Origin of the sequence: Pseudomonas sp. IT-P176, from assembly GCF_949767245.1 — a bacterium.
Classification (GTDB): Bacteria; Pseudomonadota; Gammaproteobacteria; order Pseudomonadales; family Pseudomonadaceae; genus Aquipseudomonas.
Genome location: NZ_CATKPN010000112.1, coordinates 188159 through 210977, shown reverse-complemented (window position 1 = coordinate 210977; position 22819 = coordinate 188159). Strand labels below are relative to the sequence as shown.

3 protein-coding genes (1 of these 3 only partly in view) are annotated in these 22819 nt (G+C 67.3%); all 3 read right to left on the bottom strand.

Translation table 11 applies throughout. The features are described 5' to 3' along the window. Tightly spaced (each overlapping or abutting the next), the 3 genes in view from ACM6IP_RS25990 to ACM6IP_RS25980 form a layout consistent with a single transcriptional unit that may run on beyond the window. Nucleotides 1–8871, bottom strand: partial view of a non-ribosomal peptide synthase/polyketide synthase gene (locus tag ACM6IP_RS25990; RefSeq protein ID WP_414862600.1) — the 5' portion only. Its footprint begins 5247 nt before the window's first position; only the first 8871 of its 14118 coding nucleotides appear in the window; its start codon is at nucleotides 8869–8871; its stop codon lies off the left edge, out of view. Next, nucleotides 8868–19778 (bottom strand): amino acid adenylation domain-containing protein, encoded by a 10911-nt coding sequence (locus ACM6IP_RS25985; protein ID WP_414862599.1) that lies wholly within the window; start codon nucleotides 19776–19778, stop codon nucleotides 8868–8870. The genes ACM6IP_RS25990 and ACM6IP_RS25985 overlap by 4 nt, the downstream gene beginning before the upstream one ends. Continuing rightward, complete coding sequence (locus ACM6IP_RS25980; RefSeq protein WP_414862598.1) at nucleotides 19775–22819, bottom strand: non-ribosomal peptide synthetase; 3045 nt, start codon at nucleotides 22817–22819, stop codon at nucleotides 19775–19777. Before ACM6IP_RS25980 ends, ACM6IP_RS25985 begins: the two co-directional genes overlap by 4 nt.

Below are 22819 nucleotides of genomic sequence, written 5' to 3'. Positions count from 1 at the left end.
AAGGTCATCATCGAGGACGTGCAGCGCGGTGTTGGCCAGGGCTTCGCCGAGCAACACTTGCGGGTGTTCGGCGTCCAGCCGGTAACGCGCCGACCACACCGTGGTCTCGGTCGGGCCATACAGGTTCCACAAACCACCGGCGACCGCGCTCAGGCTGCGCGCCAGATCGGCCGGCAAGGCTTCGCCACCGCACAGCACCTGGCGGCCGGCCAGGGCCGGCAGGCTTGGGTGTTCGGCGAGCATGCGCCAGGTCGAAGGCGTGGCCTGGATCGCGGTCACTTGCTGTTGTTCGATCTGCGCCCACAGGCGCTCAGGATCACGGGCGGTGTCGCGGTCCACCAGCACTACGCTGGCGCCACTGACCAGCGGCAAATACAGCTCCAGTACCGCGATGTCGAACGACAGCGAGGTCAGGGCCAGCAATCGACCGTTCTGCTCCAGCCCCGGCGCCTGGGCCATGCTCGCCAGGAAGTTGCCCAGCCCGGCACGGCGCACGGCCACGCCCTTGGGTTTGCCGGTGGAACCGGAGGTGTAGATCACATAGGCCAAATGCTCGCCGCCGGCCAATGGTGCTGGGTTGCTGTCGCGGCTTTGCTCCTCCAGTTGATCCAGCCACCAGCACTCGGCGACCGTGCCCAGCGCCTGCAGCGCGGGCTGCAACGAGGTCTCGCTGAGCAACAGCGCAGCGCCGCTGTCATCGAGCATGTGCCGCAGCCGTTCGGCCGGGAACTCAGGGTCCAGCGGCACGTAGGCGCCGCCGGCCTTGAGCACGGCCAGCAAGGCCACCAGGAGCTGTGGCCCGCGTTCCAGGCACACGCCCACCAACACATCCGGCCCCACCCCCGCGGCTTGCAGGCGGTGAGCCAAGCGGTTGGCCTGGCGATTCAGTTCGGCGTAGCTCAGGCACAGATCTGCCTGGCGCAGCGCAATCGCCTGCGGCACACGGGCGGCCTGGCGCTGGAATTGTTGCACCAGGTCAAAATCGGTTACCCCGTGGTCGTGGGCAGCACCGGCGGCGAGTACCGCCGAGCGTTCGCTGGCAGCCAGCAGTGGCGCCCGCCCCAGTGCCCGGGCAGGCTCGGCCAGCAGGGCTTCAAGCAGTTGCAGGAAATGCCCGGCCAGGCGCTCGATGCTGGCGCGCTCGAACAGATCGCTGGCGTAATTGAAGGTGCAATCAAACTGCTGTTCGCCACGCTGATCGACAAACAGCCCCAGATCAACCTGCGCAGTGCGTCGTTCGCCCGGCAGGCTCGACAACTGCAGCCCGGGCAACTGATCGCGCAGCGCCACGTCGTGCCGCTGCAGGCTGAACAGCACCTGGAACAGCGGGTTGTGGCTGAGGCTGCGTTGCGGTTGCAGCGCTTCCACCAGTTGCTCGAATGGCAAGTCCTGATGCGCCTGGGCCGCCAGCACGCTGTCGCGTACCTGCAGCACCAGGGCGCTGAACGGCTGCGCGCTATCGATGCGGGTGCGCAGCACCTGGGTGTTGACGAACAGGCCGATCAGGCCTTCGCACTCGCCGCGCAAGCGGTTGGCCACCGGCACCCCGACACACAGGTCATCCTGGCGGCTCAAGCGTTGCAGCAGCACATTGAAGGCTGCCAGCAACAGCATGAATGGCGTCACGTGATGGGCCTGCGCCTGACGCAGCAGATTGGCCGCCAGCGTCTCCGGCAGGCTGACGCTGACACTCGCGCCACGATTGCTCTGCTGCGCCGGACGCGGGTGATCGGCCGGCAACTCGAGGATGCGCGGCGCGTCCTGCAACTGCGCCTGCCAGTAGTCGAGCTGACGCTTGCCCTCCCCGCCGGCCAGCCAGTCGCGCTGCCACAGGGCATAGTCGATGTACTGGATCGGCAAGACTGCCAACGCCGCGTCAGCCCCCGCACACTCGGCGGCATACAGCTGGCCCAGTTCGCGGACCAGGATCTCCATCGACCAGCCATCACCCACCATATGGTGCAAGGTCAACAGCACGTGGTGCTGCTGCTCGCCCAAACGCAGCAACTGGCCGCGCAGCAAGGGGCCTTGGACCAGGTCGAACCCGGCGTGGGCCTGCTGCGCGCGCAAGGCTGCCGCCTCAGCCTGGGGATCGGCGGCGGCACGCAGGTCGCTGAACGACAGGCTGAAGCCGCTTGCCGGCAGCACCTGCTGGTAGACCTCGCCGCCCTCGCTCGGGAAGCAGGTGCGCAGCGCTTCGTGGCGCTCGAGCAAGCCACTGAAGGCGCGTTCCAGGGCCAACCGGTCCAGCGCGCCCACCAGTTCCAGGGCTACCGGCATGTTGTAGGCGTCGCTGGCGGGGTCCAGTTGCCAGAGGAACCACATGCGTTGCTGGGCAAACGACAACGGCGCACGGTCCGGGCGTTGCCGACGCCGCGGGCCATCGGCCGAGGTGCTGCGGCTCCGCTCAAGGGCCAAGGCCAGCCCTGCGACGTTCGGCGTATCGAACAGCGAACGCAGGGGCAACTCGATGGCGAACACTTCACGGATTTTCGAAATGATCCGCACCGCCAGCAGCGAATGACCGCCGATCTCGAAGAAATCGTCGTCGCGGCCAACCTGCTGCACCCCCAGCACCGCTTGCCAGATCGCCGCCAGCAGCGTTTCGCGCTCACCTTGCGGGGCCTGGTAGCTGCGTGCTTGCCATTGCGGCGCGGGCAGCGCCTTGCGGTCAAGCTTGCCATTGGGGCTCAGCGGCATGACCTCCAGGTACAGCAACTGGGCCGGCACCATGTAGTCCGGCAGGTGCTCACGCAGATGCTCGCGCAACGCGTCCAGCAACCCTTGGGGGTCGGCTTGCGGGCTGTCAGGCGTGACATAACCGACCAACTGCGCCCCCGCGTCGCCCTGCCAGGCCACCACGACCGCCTCGCGCACCACGCCATGCTCGAGCAGTCGCGCCTCGATCTCGCCCAGCTCGATACGCAGGCCGCGCAGCTTGACCTGATGGTCGATCCGGCCGACATAGTCGATCACCCCGTCCGGTCGCCAACGCGCCAGGTCGCCGGTGCGGTACATGCGCTCGCCCCCAGAGCCAAACGGATCGGCGACAAACCGCTCAGCCGTCAGCCCCGCCCGGCCCAGGTAACCCCGCGCCAGGTTGGCGCCGGCGATGTACAGCTCGCCCGCGACACCCACCGGCACCGGCTGCAACTGGCTGTCGAGAATCATCAAGCGGGTGTTGGCGATCGGCCGGCCGATGGGCACGCTGTGCCGGCCCGGCTCGTCGACGCAATGCCAGTAGCTGACATCGATGGCCGCTTCGGTCGGCCCATAAAGGTTGTGCAGCGCCGCCTGATGCTGCGCCTGGAATTGCTGCTGCAACTCATGGGGCAGCGCCTCGCCACTGCACATCACCTGGCGCAACCCGCTACAGGCCGCCAGCTCGCCGGCGGCAACGAACGCCTGGAGCATCGACGGCACGAAGTGCAGCGTGCTGATGCGCTGTTCGACGATCACCTCGCGCAGGCGCGCCGGATCACGGTGCGCGCCAGGCTCGGCGAGCACCAGTGTGGCGCCGGCCAGCCACGGCCAGAAGAACTCCCACACCGACACGTCGAAACTGAAAGGGGTTTTTTGCAGGACCCGATCATCGCCATCCAGGCGATATTCGTCCTGCATCCATTGCAGGCGATTGAGCAGGCCCGCGTGATGGTTGCCCACGCCTTTCGGCCGGCCCGTGGAGCCGGAGGTGTAGATGCAGTAGGCCAGGCTTTGCGGCGGGTACTCGATGACGGGCGCGTGCTCGGGCTGGTCGTCGGTCTGGGCCCAGTCGCGGTCCAGGCACCACACCGGCGCGTTGCACGCCGGCAAGCGCTCGAGCAGCGCCTGCTGGGTGAGCAACAACGGCACGTGGCTGTCCTCGAGCATGAAGGCCAGGCGATCGGCCGGGTAGTCCGGATCGAGCGGCAGATAGGCGCCGCCCGCCTTGACGATCGCCAGCAAAGCGATGGCCAGTTCTGCCGAGCGCTCGGCGAACACCCCGACCCGCACATCACAACCCACCCCTTGGCTGCGCAGCCAGTGGGCCAGGCGGTTGGCCCGTGTCTCAAGCTCGGCATAAGTGAACTGGCGCTCGCCGTAGACCAGCGCACAGGCGTGGGGAGTTTTTTCGGCCTGGTGACTAATCAGTTGCGGCAGCATCGGCACCTGGCGGTAGTCGCGCTCGGTGGCGTTCCAGCCTTGCAGCAGTTGCTCGCGCTCCTCGAAGGCGAGCAACGGCAGGCGCTCCACCGCCTCTTCTGGCGCCTGGGCGATCGCCTGCAGCAAGCGCAGGAAGTGCCCGCCAAGGCGTGTCACCGTGGCACGCTCGAACAAGTCGCTGGCATAGCCGAAGCTACCGAGCAATTGACCGTCGGCGCACTCGCGGGTGTCCAGCACCAGGTCGAACTGGGTGCTGCGTCGGGCGCCGGCCAGCGCCTCGACCGTCAGCCCCGGCAGCGCCAGGCTGGCCAGGCTGTCGACCCGGTCGTGGTTGAACAGCACCTGGAACAGCGGGTTGTGGCTGAGGCTGCGTTGCGGCTGCAAGGCCTCGACCAGTTGTTCGAACGGCAGGTCCTGGTGGGCCTGGGCGTCCAGCACGTCGTCGCGGGTCTGGCTCAGCAGACGGCTGAACGAGGCTTGGCCGTCGATCTGCAGGCGCAATACCTGGGTGTTGACGAAGAAGCCCACCAGGCCCTCGGTTTCCTCTTGCTGACGGCCGCCAATCGGCACGCCGATCCGCAGGTCGCGCTGACCGCTGTAGCGCATCAGCAACACGCCGAAAGCTGCCAGCAACAGCATGAACAGCGAACTGCCCTGCTCCAGCGCCAGGCGCTGCAGTTGCTGCGCCAGTGCCGCCGGCACGGCGAATTCGCAGCTGTCGCCGCGAAAGCTCTGCTGCGCCGGACGTGGGTGGTCCAGGGGCAGTTCAAGCAGCGGATGCTCGCGGCCCAGGTGCCGCGACCAGTGCGCCAACTGTCGCGCGCACTCGCCGCTGTCCAGCCATTGCCGCTGCCACACGGCGAAGTCGGCGTACTGGATGGTCAACCCTGGCAACTGTGGGACCGCGCCGGCGCACTGGGCGCGGTAACAGCTGGCAAATTCTTCCAGCAGCAGTTTCACCGAGGCACCGTCGGCAATGATGTGGTGCAGGGTCAGCAGCAACACGTGTTCCTCTGCCGCCAGGCGCACCAGGCACACCCGCATCAACGGGCCAGCGGCCAGGTCGAAGCCGTAGCTCGCCTCCTCGGCCATGCGCAGGGCCAACTGGCTTTCGCGCTCATCGGCCGCCAGGTGTTGCAGGCTGACTTCGCTGAACGCCACTGGCAGGTCGTCGATGACCCGCTGGCACACCCGCTCGCCATCGTCCTCGAACACCGTGCGCAGCGCCGAATGGCGCGCCTGCAGTTGCTCGAATGCCACCTGCAGCGCGGTCACCCGCAGCGTGCCGCGTAAACGCAGGCCACCCGCAATGTTGTAGGCCGCACTCTCGGGGGCCAGTTTCCACAGGAACCACAGGCGCTGCTGATTGAACGACAGCGGTGCGCCGTCGGTATGCGTCAACGCGTGCAACGACGGCGCGGCGCTGGCGTTGGCGGGCTGGGCCAAGGTCACCGCCAGGTCGCGCAAGCGCGGCGTATCGAATAGCTGGCGCACCGGCACTTCCAGGCCCAGGCGTTTCTTCAGGCGCGCCACCACTTGCACCGCCAGCAGCGAATGGCCGCCTAGCTCGAAGAAATGATCGAGCGCGCCGACTTGCGGCAGGCCGAGCACTTCGCTCCAGATCTGCGCCAGCAGTTGCTCGTGTTCGCCCTCCGGGGCCTGGTAGCCTTCGCTGTCTGCCTGCCACACCGGCTCGGGCAGTTGATTGCGGTCCAGCTTGCCGTTGGCGTTGCGCGGCAACTGCGGCATCACCATGATCCGCGCCGGCACCATGTAGTCCGGCAGTTGTTCACGCAGCGACGCTCGCAGTTCAGCGCCCAACTGCTCATCGTCAGCCGCTACATAAGCCACCAGTTGCTTGCCGGTGAGGGTTTCGCGCGCCACCACCAGCGCCTCGCGCACCCGGGCGTCGGCACGCAGGCGCGCTTCAATCTCCCCCGGCTCAATGCGAAAGCCACGGACCTTGATCTGATGGTCGACCCGGCCCAGGTAATCGAGGATCCCGTCGGCACGCTGGCGCACCAGGTCGCCGGTGCGATACAGGCGTGCGCCCGGCGCGCCGAACGGGTCGGCGACGAAGCGTTCGGCAGTCAGCCCCGGACGCTGGAAATAGCCCCGGGCCAGGCCTTCGCCACCCAGGTAAAGCTCGCCACACACGCCTGTCGACACTGGGTTCAGGTCAGCGTCCAGGACCCAGGCACTGCGTGCGCCGACGCGGTCGCCGATCGGCGCGTAACCGGCCTGGCAGTGATCGGCCGGGCCGGCCTTCCAGATCAGAGGCGTGACCACGGTCTCGGTCGGCCCGTAGCCGTTGATGATCCACGCCGGGCGCAAGGCCTGGCGCACTTGCTCGAAACTGGCGTGGGGGACCGCGTCCCCGCCAAAGCAGTAGACCCGTACCGCAGGCACGTCATCGCGGCCCTCGGCGTGTTCGGCAATCTGCTGCAGGTAGGCTGGCGGGAAGGCCGCGACGGTCACCCCGTAACGGCCCATGGCCTGGTAGGTCTGCTCCGGCGTCCACAGGCTATCGTCGCGCAGCACCAGGCTGGCACCGTGGGTCAGGGCCGTCAGCCAGCGCTCGTGGGCACCGTCGAAGGCGAACGACATGAAGTGTAATTCACGGTCGGCCGGGGTCATTTCGTAGCGCGCGCCGATGGTCCGGCAATGCATGGCCAACGGACCATGGGCCACCGCTACCCCCTTGGGCAAACCGGTGGAACCGGAGGTGTAGATCAGATACGCCAGGTTGTGCCCATGGGTAGTGACCGGCGGCGCCAGGTCAGGCTCGCGCGTCAGGTCCAACAGGTCCAGGTCCAGGCGCTCGACCCCTTCGGGCAGCGGCGCCCGGCGTGGGTCGCGGCTGTCGCCCAGCAACCAGGCCAGGCCGGCGTCGCGGATCTGGTACACCAGGCGCTCCTGCGGGTAGTCCAGGTCGAGCGGCACATAGGCCGCCCCGGTCTTGAGCACCGCCAGCAGCGCCACCAGCAACCGTGGCGAACGTGGCAGGCCGACACCGACCCGGCACTCGGGCCCGACACCACGGGCGTGCAGGTAGCAGGCCAGTTGATTGGCCTCGCGCTCAAGCTCGGCAAAGCTCAGGACCTGCTCGCCGCAACGCACGGCGGGGGCGTCTGGGGTACGCATCGCCCATTCGGCGATCCGCAGGTCTACCCGTTGCTCGTCCTGGATGCTGGCAGGCAGCGCGTTCCAGGCTAACAACTGCTGCCAGGCCGCCGGCTCGTGCAAATCGAAATCGCACAGGCGCGCTTGCGGGTGGTCGGCAATCTGCTCCAGCAGCGCCTCGAAGTGCCGGCGCCAGCGCTCGATACGCGGCGCGCTGAACAGATCGGTGGCGTAACTCAGTTCACACAACAGGCGGCCGTTGGAGTCCTCGGCAGTGTCCAGCGCCAGATCGCAATCCACCGCGCGCATGACCGGCGGCAACGATTGCATGACCACCCCGTCCAGGGTCTGCAGGGCCGCACTGTCGTACCACTGGTGGTTATAGATCACCTGGAACAGCGGGTTGTGACTGAGGCTGCGCTGCGGCGCCAGCGCCTCGACCAATTGCTCGAATGGCAGGTCCTGATTGGCCTGATCGGCCAGCGCGCCCTGGCGCACACGCGCCAACAGGGTTTCAAAGGACTCACGCCCATCCAGCGCGGTGCGCATCACCAGGGTGTTGACGAAGAAGCCGATCAGGCGCTCGCTTTCACTGTTGCCCCGGCCCGCAATCGGCACGCCGACGCGCAGGTCGCCCTGCCCGCTGTAGCGATACAACTGCACCTTGAACGCCGCCAGCAGCAACATGAACAGCGTCGCCCCACGGGCCTGGGCCACCTTGCGCAGGCGCCCGGCCAGTGCCGGCTCGATCTCGAAGCACAGCACTGCGCCCTGGCCGCTGGGCCGCGCCGGACGCTGGTGGTCGAACGGCAGCTCCAGGGACGGCGCCTCACCGGCCAGGCGTTGCAGCCAATATTCCAGCTGGCGCTCGCCCTCGCCCGCTGCCAGCAACTTGCGTTGCCATGCGGCGCAGTCGGCGTACTGTGCCGTCAGCACCGGCAACTCAGTGGCCACGCCACGGTTATGGGCGTTGTAGCCACGGGTGAACTCGTCCACCAGCAGGTTCATCGACCAGCCATCGGCGACGATGTGGTGCACCCCCAGCAACAGCAGATGCTCATCGGCCGCCAGGCGCAGCAAGGTCACGCGCAGCAACGGTCCGTTGGCCAGGTCATAAGGGGTAATGGCGCAAGCCATGTGCAGCTCGTCGACCCGCGCCTGACGCGCTGGCGCTGCAAGCTCGGCGAGGTCCTGGTAAACCACGTCCAGTTCGACCTTGGGTTCGATCAACAGGTGCGGCTGGCCGTCCACCTCATGGAAACGGCTGCGCAGGTTTTCATGCCGCGCGAGGATCTCGCGCAATGCATTGCCGATAGCTTCCTGGTTGACCTTGCCGGTCAGGCGCACGGCGCGGTGCAGGTTGTAGGTCGGCGCCTGGGGATCGAGTTTCCAGATGAACCATTGCCGGCTCTGCGCGGCAGACAGAGCCAGGGCGCCGTCACGCGCCAGGCCCGGTACCGGCAGACGCCGCAGGTTGACGCCCGCGGCGGCCAGTTTGGCGAGAAACAGTTGCTGCTTGTCCTGCGGCAGTTGTGCCAGGCGCGCACTGATGGCCTGAAACTCACGGTCCTGCGCCGCTACCTTGGGGTCTAGGACACTACTCATTCGGCCTGCTCCAGTTCTTCCAGCAAATCATTCATGAAATCCAGCTGCAACCCGTCGTCAGCGACGGCAGGTGCATGTTCCAGCTGTGCGGCAAGGGCGCCGACGCTGGGGTAGTCGAACAGCGTATGAATCGGTAGATCGAGGCCAAAGGTCTCGCGGATCCGCGACACCAGGCGGGTCAAGAGCAACGAATGCCCGCCGAGTTCGAAGAAATCGTCGTCGATGCCCACGCGCTCCAGGCCCAGCAGCTCACACCAGATCGCCGCCAACTGACGCTCCTGCGCCGTGCGCGGCTCGACATGCTGGCGTGCCTGCCAGTCAGGCGCCGGCAACGCTTTGCGATCGAGCTTGCCATTGGGGGTATGCGGCATCCGCGCCAGCACCACGATCTGCGCCGGCACCATGTAATCCGGCAGTGCCGCTTGCAGTTGCTGCTTGAGCAGTGCCGCCAGCCCAGGCGCCGCATCCGCTTCGACGTAGCCCACCAGCACGCTCCCGGCAGGTCCGGGACGCGCCACCACAGCGGCTTCGCGCACGCCCTGGAAGCGGCGCAGGCAGGCTTCGATCTCACCGAGTTCGATGCGGTAGCCGCGGATCTTCACCTGCTGGTCGATCCGCCCGAGGTACTCCAGCGCCGCGCCGCGCCAGCGCACCAGGTCGCCCGTGCGGTACAAACGCTCGCCAGCAGCGCCGAAGGGCGCGGCGATGAAACGCTCGGCCGTCAGGCCCGGACGGCGGTGATACCCACGGGCCAGGCCGACGCCACCGATGTACAGCTCACCGGCCACGCCTTCGGCCGCCGGCTCCAGGCTTTCGTCGAGAACATGCAAGGCGGTGCCGGCGATGGCTTCACCGAGCAGCACTTGCGGTGCATCACGGTCCAGGCGCATGCGCGCCGACCAGATGGTGGTCTCGGTCGGGCCATAGAGGTTCCACAACTCACCGACCACAGTCTGCAGGCGTGCCGCCAGATCGCTGGCCAAGGCCTCGCCGCCGCACAACGCGCGCACCCCATTGAGGGCGCTGAACTGCGGATGCTCACTGAGCATCCGCCAAGTCGACGGCGTGGCTTGCACGCAGCCGACGCCCTGGTCGGCGATGTACTGCAGCAAGCGGCCGGCGTCGCGGGCCAGCAGCCGATCGGCCATCACCACGCTAGCGCCCGACACCAGTGGCAGGTAAAGCTCCAGCGCCGCGATATCAAAGGACAGTGAAGTCAGCGCCAGGACCTTTTCGCCGATTGCCAGGCCCGGTGCCTGGGCCATGCTCGACAGGAAGTTGGCCAGTGCCCCGTGGTGTACGGCGACACCCTTGGGCAGCCCGGTGGAGCCCGAGGTATAGATGATGTAGGCCAGTTGCTGCGGGTCGATGCTCGGCAGACCTTGTGAGGTCGGCTCGGCAGCCGGCAAGTCCAGTTGGTCGAGGCACCAGCGCTGCTGGCCGGGGGTGGCTGGCGGCAGTTGGTCGAGCAACGCACTGTCGGTCAACACCCAGCGCGCCTGACTGTCATCGAGCATGTGGCGCAGGCGCTCAGCCGGGAACTCCGGGTCCAGCGGCACGTAGGCAGCGCCGGCCTTGAGCACGGCGAGCAAGGTCACCAGCAACTGGGCCCGACGCTCCAGGCACACCCCGACCAACGTCGCCGGCCCCACACCATGGGCCAGCAGGTGCTGGGCCAGGCGCGTGGAGGCCTGATCGAGGCTGGCATAGTCGAGCGTTTCCGCGGCGTCGCTGACCGCCGGCAAAGACGGCGTGCGCCGCGCTTGCTCGGCGAACAGCGTCGGCAGGCTCAGCCCCAGCGCCAGCGCCGGGGTTTGCCGAGCGCGGTCGATGGCCCGCTCACGGGCTTGTGCCGTAAGCATCGCCAGCTCGCCGAGGCAGCGCTGTGGATCCCCCGGCAACGCGCGCAGCAACTCACCCAGGTGCCCCGCCAGTTGTGCCAGGAATTCCTCGCTGAATGCCTCGCTACGGGCCGCGAAGGCCACTTGCAGTTGCTCACCCGGGTTGACCGTGAGGGTCAGCGGATAGTGGCTGGACTCGCGCTGGTGCACCCCAGCGATGCCTAGCCGCTGGATTGCACGACTGCGCAGGGCTGCGTCCACCGGGTAGTTCTCGAACACCAGCAAGCTGTCGAACAGTGACTGGCCGGCACTGCCCGCCCAGCGCTGCACCTCGTACAACGGCACCTGTGCCTGCTCTTGCAACTGCAAAGTCTCGCCCTGCAACTGCAAGAGCCAGTCAGCCAACGGCTGCTGGACCAGCGGCTCGGCGATCAGCGGCAAGGTATTGATAAACAGCCCAAGCATCTCGGCACTGCCGGCCAGATCGGCCGGACGCCCCGACAGCGTGACCCCGCAGCACACCACGCGCTGGCCACTGTGGCGTTGCAGGAGCAGCAGCCAGGCCGCTTGCACCAGGGTATTGAGGGTGACCCGCTGGCGGCGGGCAAAATCCTTCAGGCGGTCGGTCGCCTGGACCTCCAGATTGAACTCCAGCAGGTGTTGCGAGGCCGTTGCCGACGACAAGGGCGCGGTCCCGGCGAGCAAGGTCGGCGCATCGAGTGTCGCGGTGCGGGCCTTCCAGAATGCTTCGCCACGCAGCGGATCCTGGCGCTGCAGCCAGTCGATGTAGTCGCCATAACGGCCGGCCTGGGCGCCAGTGTCTTCACCGACATACAGACCCAGCCATTGCTCGATCATTCGCGCACTGCTCCAGCCATCGAGCAGCAGATGGTGGTACGTCCACACCAGGCGGGACCGGTTGGCGTCCAGGCGCAATACCTGGACCCGCTGCAACACGGGCACGTCAAAGCTGAATGCCACGCCACGCTGCTGCTCGGCGAACTCCGCCAGGGCCTCTGGGCTAACATCGCGGCCACGCCAGTCGTGCTCTTCCCAGGCCTCTGGGACCTGCTGGTAAACCAGTTGCAGGGGCTGATCCAGGCCATCCCAGGCAAAGGCGGTGCGCAGGATCGGATGGCGCGCGATCAGTTGTTGCCAGGCCTGGCGCAAGCGCTGGGGATCGAGGTCATCGACGTCGAATGCCAGTTGGTTGACGTAGACGCCGGCGGTGGTGTCGCTCAGGCCATGGAACAGCAAGCCTTGCTGCATCGGCGACAGGGGGTAGGCATCTGCCAGTGCCGCGCGGCTGACCGGCAACCGCGCCCAGGCGGCGTCATCCAGCCAACCCAGACCAGTGCCACCGGCGAGCGGTGGTGCCGCCTGCGGTAGCAGATGCCCGGCGACCAAGGCCAGGCGGCGTACCGTCTGTTGCTCGAACAGGTCACGCGGGGTCAGCGTCAGGCCGGCTTCACGGGCCCGCGCCACCACTTGCACCGAGACGATCGAGTCGCCGCCCAGTTCGAAGAAGTTGTCCTCGGCACTGACCTGAGGCACGTTCAGCACGCTTTGCCAGATCGCGGCCAGCAGGGTTTCTACCGGGCCTTGCGGCGGTACATGCACGCGGGTTTCCAGCTCCGGCTCCGGCAAGGCCTTGCGATCGAGCTTGCGGTTCGGTGTCTGCGGCATACGCTCCAGACGCATCAACCGCGCCGGCACCATATAGTCCGGGAGTTGTGCTTGCAGGCGTTCACGCAAGCGACCCAACAGCGCGTCGTCGGGTTCGGCCACCACGTAACCGATCAACTGGTTGTGCCGCGCGACTACCGCCGCTTCGCGCACCCCCGGCTCGGCCAGCAGGCAGGCTTCGATTTCGCCCAGCTCGATGCGGAACCCACGGATCTTCACCTGCTGGTCGATCCGGCCCAGGTATTCCAGCGCACCATCGGCACGGCGGCGCACCAGGTCACCAGTGCGGTACAGCCGCGCGCCGTCGCCAAACGGGTCGGCGACAAAACGCTCGGCCGTGAGTGCCGGCCGGGCGTGGTAACCCCGCGCCAGGCCTTCGCCGCCGATGTACAGCTCGCCGGCCACGCCTGGCGGCAACGGCTCAAGGTCATCATCGAGGACGTGCAGCGCGGTGTTGGCCAGGGCTTCGCCGAGCAACACTTGCGGGTGTTCGGCGTCCAGCCGGTAACGCGCCGACCACACCGTGGTCTCGGTCGGGCCATACAGGTTCCACAAACCACCGGCGACCGCGCTCAGGCTGCGCGCCAGATCGGCCGGCAAGGCTTCGCCACCGCACAGCACCTGGCGGCCGGCCAGGGCCGGCAGGCTCGGATGCTCGGCGAGCATGCGCCAGGTCGAAGGCGTGGCCTGGATCGCGGTCACTTGCTGTTGTTCGATCTGCGCCCACAGGCGCTCAGGATCACGGGCGGTGTCGCGATCCACCAACACCACGCCGGCGCCACTGACCAGCGGCAAATACAGCTCCAGGACCGCGATGTCGAACGACAGCGAGGTCAGGGCCAGCAATCGACCGTTCTGCTCCAGCCCCGGCGCCTGGGCCATGCTCGCCAGGAAGTTGCCCAGCCCGGCACGGCGCACGGCCACGCCCTTGGGTTTGCCGGTGGAACCGGAGGTGTAGATCACATAGGCCAAATGCTCGCCGCCGGCCAACGGCGTTGGGTTGCTGTCGCGGCCTGGCTCGTCCAGTTGGTCCAGCCACCAGCACTCGGCGACCGTGCCCAGCGCCTGCAGCGCGGGCTGCAACGCGGTCTCGCTGAGCAACAGCGCAGCGCCGCTGTCATCGAGCATGTGCCGCAGCCGTTCGGCCGGGAACTCAGGGTCCAGCGGCACGTAGGCGCCGCCGGCCTTGAGCACGGCCAGCAAGGCCACCAGGAGCTGTGGCCCGCGTTCCAGGCACACGCCCACCAACACATCCGGCCCCACCCCCGCAGCTTGCAGGCGATGGGCCAAGCGGTTGGCCTGGCGATTCAGTTCGGCGTAGCTCAGGCACAGTTGCGCCTGGCGCAGCGCAATCGCCTGCGGCACACGGGCGGCCTGGCGCTCGAATTGTTGCACCAGGTCAAAATAGGTTACCCCGTGGTCGTGGGCAGCGCCGGCAGCCAATACCGCTGCCCGTTCGCTGGTGCCCAACAACGGCAGTTGCCCCAAACGCAGGCTGGCGTCCTCGCTGATCGCCAGCAACAGCTGCTGCAGATGGCCGTCGAGGCGCTCGATCGCCGCGCTATCGAAGCGGGCACGGTCATAGCTGTAGCAGAACGCCAACGAGTCGCCCTGGTTGACCAGCAGCATCAGTGGGTAATTGCCCTGCTCGCGGCTGAGCAGATTGGAGAACCGCGGGCCATCGCCCTGGCCACTCAACAACGCGCTGTCGAGCGGATAGTTCTCGAACACCAGGATCTGCTCGAACAGGCTCTGCCCGCCCTGCCCGGCCCAGCGTTGAATGTCATACAGCGCCGAGTGTTCATGCTCGCGCACCGCCAGGCCCAGAGCCTGGACCTGGTCCAGCCATTGGCCGACGGTGAGCTGTGGGTGCGGGCTGGCAACCACCGGCAAGGTATTGATGAACAGCCCCAGTTGCTGCTCGATCCCCGGCAACTCGGCCGGACGCCCGGCGACGGTGGCGCCGAAGGCCACGCACGCCTGGCCGGTGTAGCGCTGCAGCAGCAACAGCCAGGCAGCCTGCAGCAGACTGCTGAGGGTGACCTTGCGCTGGCGGGCGAATTGGCGCAGCCGCTCGCTGGTCGCGCTGGACAGCTGCGAGCGATGCTCGGCGGTGCCTTGCCCGGGATTTTCCAGGGCAATAGCCGCCGCCAGCGAGGTGGGCGACTGCAGCGGCGCCAACTGCTCGCGCCAGAAGCGCTCGCTGGCGGCCGCAGGGTTGCCGGCCAACCAGGCAATATAGTCACGATAGCGCCCCACAGGGGGCGGCAGCGCTTGCCCGGCATAGCGCTGCATCACCTCGGCGAACAACTGGGCCTGGCTCCAACCGTCGAGCAGCAAGTGATGGCAGGTCCAGATCAAGTGATGCCGGTCGGTGCCGGTCTGCACCAGCAGCAGCCGCATCAAGGGTGGACGCAGCAGGTCGAAGGGACGGCGTTCGGCCTCGGCGAGGGCTTCGATATCGCCCGCCTCGGCTTCGCTCCAGTCCAGCGCGACAGCACCCATGATGACCTGCAACGGCACCCCGCCCGCCGGACTGACAAATCCACTGCGCAGCACGCCATGGCTGTCCAGGGACGCTTGCCAGGCGGCACGCAGACGCTCGGGATCGAGGCCTTCGGCATCCATGCGCACCTGGTTGATGTAGCTGCCATCGCCCGGTTGATACAGGCTGTGGAACAGCATGCCGTGCTGCATCGGCGACAGCGGGTAGAGGTCTTCAACCTGGCTCAGCGGCAGCTCCAGGGCATCCAGTTGCGCTTGGTCAAGGGTCGCCAAGGGGAAGTCCGACGGCGTCGCACCGCCGACGCCGGGCGTCAGGCAATGGGCGACCAGCGCCAACAGTTCGGCCTCATACAGTGCCACCAGTTCGGCCAGCCGCGGCGCGTCGAGTTGCTGTGGGCTGAAGGTCCAGGCCAACTGCAGGCGACCGTCGTTCACCCCGCCGTCGATCGACAGCCAATTGGACAACGGCGCCGCCGGGTCCAGGCTGTCTGCGCAAGGCTCCGTCGCACGGCGCAGCAGGCCAGCGTCAAAGCTGGTATCGAACTGGCCCAGATAGTTGAAGGTGATACGCGGCACCGGCCGCGCCGCCAACTGCGCCCGCACCTGCGCGGGTGCCAACTGTTGCAGCAGGCCGAAGCCCAGGCCGCCGTCCGGCACCCGACGCAGTTGTTCCTTGGTGGCCTTGAGCGATTGGCCCAGGTCAGCGCCGGCCTGGAGCCGCACAGGATAGGTAGAAGTGAACCAGCCGACGGTCCGACTCAGGTCCAGGTTAGCCAGATGTTCCTCGCGGCCATGGCTTTCCAGCTCTACCAACAGTTCGCCCTGTTCGCTCCAGCGCCACCAGGCCCGGGCCAGGGCACACAGCAGCAGGTCGTTGACCTGGGTGCGATAGGCCGCCGGGGCATCGCGCAGCAGTTGGCGGGTCTGGGTCTGGTCCAACTCCAAGGCCAGCGTCACGGCCTCACTGACCGCGGCCGGGCCAGCGTGGCGCGCCCCCGGGAAGCTGGCCGGAACTTCGCCCAGTTGCGCCAGCCACCAGGGCATTTGCGCCAGCACCTCGCTGTGCTGCGCGCGCTGCGCCAGAAAACCCGTCCACTCACCGAAGGCATGGCTGCGCCGCGGCAACGCCGCAGTGCTATCGGCCAGCAATTGCTGCAGGTCTTCGAGCAGGATGCGCCAGGAAACGCCGTCCACGACCAGGTGATGAATCGCCAGGAACAGGCGTTGGCCAGCGCCTTGCAGGTCGATCAACACGGCCCGCAACAGTGGGCCGTGCGCCAGGTCCAGGCTGCGTTGCGCCTGGTTGACGAGCAGCGCCAGGGCGTCGGCATCCGCCGCCTCGCGGCTCCAGACCTCGACCCCGGTGGGCGCCGCGTAGGCGCCATGCCAGGTGCCCGCGGGCTCCTGATGCCAACGCAGGTTCAAGGCATCGTGATGAGCAACCAGGGTAGTGAGCGCCTGTTCCAGTTGCGCCACCGCCAGCGGCGTTGCCACGGTCAGCAACAACGACTGGTTCCAATGCTGACGCTGGACCATGGGCGTGGCGAAGAACCTTTGCTGTACTGGCGTCAGGGCGATAACGCCCGGCTCCGGGCGTGCAGCCCCTTCGCGTTGCTGGCCCAGGGCCGTGGCCACCTGTGCCAGTTGGCGCAGGGTCTGGTGGCGAAACAGATCCCGCGGACCGACCTGCCAGCCGGCCAACCGGGCGCGGCTGGCGACCTGGATGGCGATGATGGAGTCGCCACCGAGTTCGAAAAAATTATCCTGGGCGTCGATCTCATCGACACCCAGCAACTGGCTCCAGATCGTCGCCAGCGCCTGCTCCACCGGCCCTTGTGGCGCGTCCAGGGTGCGGACCTTGCGCACCGGCTCCGGCAAGGCCTTGCGGTCGAGCTTGCCGTTGGCGCTCAAGGGCATCTGCGCCAACACGATGATCTGCGCCGGCACCATGTACTCCGGCAGTGCTTCACCCAAGCGCAGACGCAGGGCGTCTGCCAGGCCGTCGTCGGCAGCCGCGACCACATAGCCGAGCAATTGCTTGCTGCCGGCTGTCGCTTGCGCCACTACCACCACCGCTTCGCTGACCGCTGGGTGTTCCAGCAGCCGCGCCTGGATCTCCCCCAACTCGATGCGCAAGCCACGGATTTTTACCTGGTGGTCGATACGTCCCAGGTATTCGATCGCCCCATCGTCACGCCAGCGCGCCAGGTCACCGGTACGGTACAGCCGGCTGCCCTGGCCGAACGGATCGGCGATAAAACGCTCGGCAGTCAGCCCGGGACGTCCCAGGTAACCCCGAGCCAGGCCAACACCGCCGATGTACAGCTCGCCCGGCACACCTTTGGCCACCGGCAACAATTGCCCATCGAGCACGTACAGGCGCAGGTTGGCGATCGGCCGGCCAATAGGCACGCTGTGCAGGCCCGGGGTGTCATGGCAAGCCCAATGGCTGACGTCGATGGCCGCCTCGGTGGGGCCATAAAGGTTGTGCAGGCCGGCGCTGCTCTGCGCCAGGAAGCGCTGCTGCAGATCCACGGGCAAGGCTTCGCCGCTGCACATCACCAGGCGCAAGCGCGGACAGTCGGCCAGGGACTCAGAGGCCAGGTAGGCTTGCAGCATGGACGGCACGAAGTGCAGGACGCTGATGCCCTGCCCGGCGATGATCGCCTTGAGCTCGGCCGGATCGCGATGGGCGCCGGGAGCGGCCATGACCAGGGTCGCGCCGGTCATCAGCGGCCAGAAGAACTCCCACACCGATACGTCGAAACCAAACGGCGTCTTTTGCAGCACCCGGTCGTGCTGATCGAGGGCAAAAGTGGCCTGCATCCATTGCAGGCGGTTGCACAGCGCGGCGTGACTGTTGCCCGCCCCTTTTGGCCGGCCGGTGGTGCCGGAGGTGTAGATGCTATAGGCGATCTGGTCGGGGTGATTGAGCAGGTCCGGGTCATCCACCGGGTACTCGGAAAATAGCGCAGCATCGCGGTCCAGACACAGCACCTGGCGATCGCTGGCTGGCAGGCGCGCCAGCAGATGCTCCTGGGTCAGCAGCAGTGTGGCGCCGCTGTCCTCAAGCATGTAGGCGAGGCGCTGGTCAGGCTGGTCCGGCTCCAGCGGCAAGTAGGCAGCGCCGGCCTTGAGCACGGCGAGCAGGCCGACCACCATCTCCAGCGAACGCTCGGCGAACACCCCGACCAAATGCTCCGGGCCGACGCCGCGCGAGCGCAGGTAATGCGCCAGGCGGTTGGCGGCAGCGTTGAGTTCGCCGTAGCTAAGTTGCCGATCGCCGACGATCAGCGCCGTAGCCTCGGGTGTAGCGAGCGCCTGCGCCTGCAGCAACACCTGCAGGCATTGCGGCTGAGCGTAATCGACCGCGGTGGCGTTCCAGCCATCCAGCACCTGCTGGCGCTCATCGGCGTCAAGCAGCGTCAGGTCGCCGATCGCCGCGTCAGGACGCTCGGCGCAGTCGTGCAACAGACGCAGGAAATGCCCGCGCATGCGCTCGATCCGCGCGGCATCGAACAGGTCGGTGGCATAGGTGAAGGCACCACTGAGCACGCCATTGGCGTCTTCCTCGGTATCGAGGCTGAGGTCGAACTTGGCCATCTGCGGCGTAGCCACCTGCAGACGGGCGTGCAAGCCGGGCATGCCGGAGAGTTCGGCAGTGCTGCGCTGCTCGTGATTGAACATCACCTGGAACAGCGGGTTGCGGCTCAGGCTGCGCTCTACACCGAGGGCGTCCACCAGTTCCTCGAACGGCAGGTCCTGGCAGTCCTGGGCGGCGATGACCGTCTGCCGGACCGCGTCGAGCACGGAGCGGAACGCCAGGCGCGGCTGCAGTTCGCTGCGCAACACCTGGGTATTGACGAAAAAGCCGATCAGCCCCTGGACTTCCTGGCGCTGACGGTTGGCCACCGGTACCCCCACCAGCAGTTCCTGTTGCGCCGTATAACGGTGCAGCAGGACCTTGAAGGCGGCCAGCAACAGCATGAACACGCTGCAACCACTGGCAGCGGCCAGCGCCTTGAGGCGCGTGCTCAGTGCCGGTTCCAGTTCAAAGCCCAGGCTCGCGCCGCGAAAGCTCATTTGCGCCGGTCGCGCATGATCGGCCGGCAGTTCGAGGATCGGCGGACGCTCGCCCAGGGTCTGGCGCCAATAGGCCAGTTGGCGCTCGCCCTCGCCGGCTTCCAGCCAATTGCGTTGCCACAGCGCGTAGTCGGCATATTGCACTGGCAAATCCGCCAACTGCGGGGCCTGCCCCTGCAGGTAGGCGGCATAGCCCTGCGCGAGTTCGCCGAGCAGGATCTGCATCGACCAGCCATCGGAAATGATGTGGTGCAACGCCAGCAACAAGGCGTGACGCTGCTCGCCCAAACGTACCAGGGTGAACTGCAGCAACGGCCCTTGATAGAGGTCAAACGCTTGCCCGGCAGCGTCTTGCAAAGCCGTGGCCAGGGCCGCATCAGGATCGGCCATGGCGCGCAGATCGAGGACTGGCCAGGCCTGCGCTACGGGGGCCTGGATCACTTGCGACAGCTGGCCGTCGACCTCGGCAAAGCGGGTACGCAGGATTTCATGGCGGGCGACCAGGCTGTGGAGCGCCGCCTGCAATGCCGCCTCGTCCAGCTCACCTTGCAGGTGCAGCACGCCTGCCTGGTTATAGGCGGCCGACTCCCGGTCCAGTTGCCAAAGAGTCCACAAGCGACGCTGCGCATAGGACGCCGCCAGTGCTGAAGCATTGTCCGGGCGCGGTGGAATCGGCAGGCTTTCAATGCTCATGCCCTGGGACTTGAGCTTCTCACCCAGCTGGCGACGCGCGGCCGGGTCGAGTTCGGCGAAGCGCCGGGCCAGGGCGAGCAAACGATCGGCGACAGTCATGGTGCCTCCACTTCGGCAAACAGATTTTCCAGCGCATCCAGGTCATTGCCGGGGGCTTGTTGCAATTGGGCGACCTTGGCGCTGAAACGCTCGAGGGTTTCGCCCTCGAAGAACAGCCGTAACGGCAGTTCGATGCCCAGTTGTTCCGCCAGGCGCGCGCGCAAGCGGGTGGCCAGCAGCGAGTGACCGCCGAGGGCGAAGAAGTTGTCTTGCAGGCCGACCCGCTCAACCCCCAGCGCGTCCTGCCAGACACCGGCGAGGATGCGTTGCAGTTCAGTCTGCGGTGCCTGGTAGGCCTGCTCGACGACCGCTTCGGCCGACAGCGCGCGGCGGTCTACCTTGCCGTTGGGCATCAACGGCAGGCGTTCCAGTTGGTGCACAGCGCTCGGAATCAGGTGCGCCGGCAGCCGCTGTGCCAGTTGGGCCAACAGGCGCTCGGCAAGCGGTTCCTCGGCGCCCTGTGCGCGGGCCACGACAAACGCCAGCAATTGCGCGCCACTGGCCGTTTCACGAACCACCACCGCCGCCTCGCTGACCCCTGCACAACCCGCCAACACGGCTTCCACTTCGCCGGGCTCGATGCGGAACCCGCGAATCTTCACCTGGGCGTCGATTCGCCCGAGGAACTCCAACTGGCCGTCGGTGCGCCAGCGCGCCAGGTCGCCGGTGCAGTAGCCCCGACTGCCATCGGCGAGCGTCGGGTAGCGTTCAGCGGTCAGTGCCGGGCGATCCAGGTAGCCACGGGTGACCCCCGGCCCTGCGACATACAGCTGGCCAATCTGGCCGATCGGCACCGGCTCCAGCTGGGCGTCCAGCAGCAGCATGCGCATTCCCGGTGCCGGGCGGCCGATGGTCACCGGCCCCAGGTCGGCGTTCCAGGCGCTGCACCAGACGCTGCCTTCGGTCGGCCCGTACTCGTTGCTCAACAGGGTGTCGGGCAGTCGCTGGTAATGCCGCGCGACCAAGGCCGGCGTGCACGCCTCGCCGGCGACCACCACCACGCGCAGGCGCTGCTCGCCGAGGTGTTCCAGCACTTCGCCGTGCAGGCCGGGCAATGCCAGGTAGTGGGAAATCCGCTGTTCACCCAGCAGTTGCGCTATGGCGCGGGGGTCCTTGGCTTGCGCGGGTGTGGGCAGGTGCAGGCAGCCACCCTGGCCCAGGGTCCAGAAAAGCCCAGCGACGGAACTGTCGAACGACAACGACGAGAGCAAGAGGAACGACTCCACCGCAGCCTGGTAGTGGACGAACCGCGCCAGGGTCGAGGCCAGGGCGTTGGCATGGCTGACGGCAACGCCCTTGGGCGTGCCGGTGGAGCCAGAGGTATAGATGACATAAGCCAGGTCATCACCGCTCACCGTCACCGCCACAGGTGCATCCGGCCCCTGCCAGATGGCCGAGTCCGATGCCAGGGACAGCACCGCCAGCCCGGCTGGCAGGCGCAGTTCGCTGTCGAGGGGGTCCAGGCTCAGCAGGCACGACGCGCCGGCATCGGCGAGCATGAAACTCAGGCGCTCGGCCGGGTAGTCCGGGTCCAGCGGCAGATAGGTGCCACCGGCCTTGAGAATCCCCAGCATCGCCACCAGGGCGGACAGCGAACGCCGTGCGTAGACCCCGACGATCCGCTCACGCCCCACGCCCACGGCCTGCAAGGCATGGGCGAGTTGGTTGGCACGCTGCTCCAGCGTGGCGTAATCGAGTGTCTGCTCGCCTTGGCGCACCGCCAGTTGGTTGTGCTTGCGGACAACTTGCGCCTCGAACAGTCGATGCAACAGCCCCGGCGATGCCAGGGGCATGTCCGGGCCCAGTTCGAAGGCGGCGATGCGCGCCCGCTCCGCGGCGCCCAGCAGGCTGACCTGGGCCAGGCGCTGCTCGAGATCGGTCAGCGCATAACCGGCAAAGACTCCGAACTGCTCCAGCCACAGCGCCGCCACTGCGGGTTCGAAGCGCTCGGCGGCATGTTCCAGGCGCAGCATCCGGCCTTCCCGGCCCAGGCTCAGCAATGGCAATTCATAGGCATCGAGCTCGACCTCGACACCCGCCACCTGCCGACACTCAGCGCTGAAGCCAAAGCCGCCGTCGCTGTCGAGCCCGGCCACGGCACCTTCATCCAGGCATTCCAGCCACGAGCGGGCCTCGTCCAGGCGCCCACGCAGATCCTCCAGCGTACGCGCCAGGCTGGCATCGGCGGCATATACCAGGTTGATTGGCAGGCGACGCTCGAAGCGGCCGAGGATTCCTTGCACCTGCTCGTTGCGCCCCTCCAGGGTCACCGTCAGGTTTACCTGTGGCTGCTCGGTCAAGCGACACAGGAAACCACCCCAGAGGCACAACAGCAGGTCGTCGGCCGGCATCCCCAGCGCTGCGGCGCGCTGGTCCAAGGCCTGCAGCAATTCGTCTGCAGGCACCCGCAACTGCTCGACCCGGCTGGCCTGCACGTCTCGTTCGAACGGCAACGGCCCGCGTGGCAACGCTGTCTGTTGCACCCCGCGCCAATAGCTCGCGCCTTGCGCACCGAGGTCGGCAGCCACCAGTTCACCTTGCCAGGTGGCGTAGTCAATGTACTGCAGGGCCTCCTCATCGGCGGCCGGCAAGTGGCTGCTGTAGCCTTGTCGCAGCTCCTCGGCCAATTGCTGCAAGGCCTGGGCATCGACGCTGGCCAGGGACGCGCCAAGCACCACCACGAAGCCATTGGCATCACTGGCCTCTTGCACCACGGCGGCGAACGCCACCTGCTCCAGGGCACGGCGCACCACCTCGCCGGCTTCCCCCGCCAGCGCCGGATACAACGGCGACCGAACCTCCTGCGCCACCGCCTGCACCGGGCGGCGCAAGCCGTCGATGCGCAGGTAGCGAGTCCGCAGGACTTCGTGGCGCTGTTGCAGCTCATCGAGCACGGCCTGCAGCCGTGACGGCTGGCAAACGCCGGCGATAGACACGCGGACCAAGGCGTTCAACGGCCGACCGAGACGGTCCTGGCGGCTGAGCACGGCGCCTTGCTGTGCGCAAAGAGGGAAAGCTTCTGGGTGAGCAGGCAGTTGCAT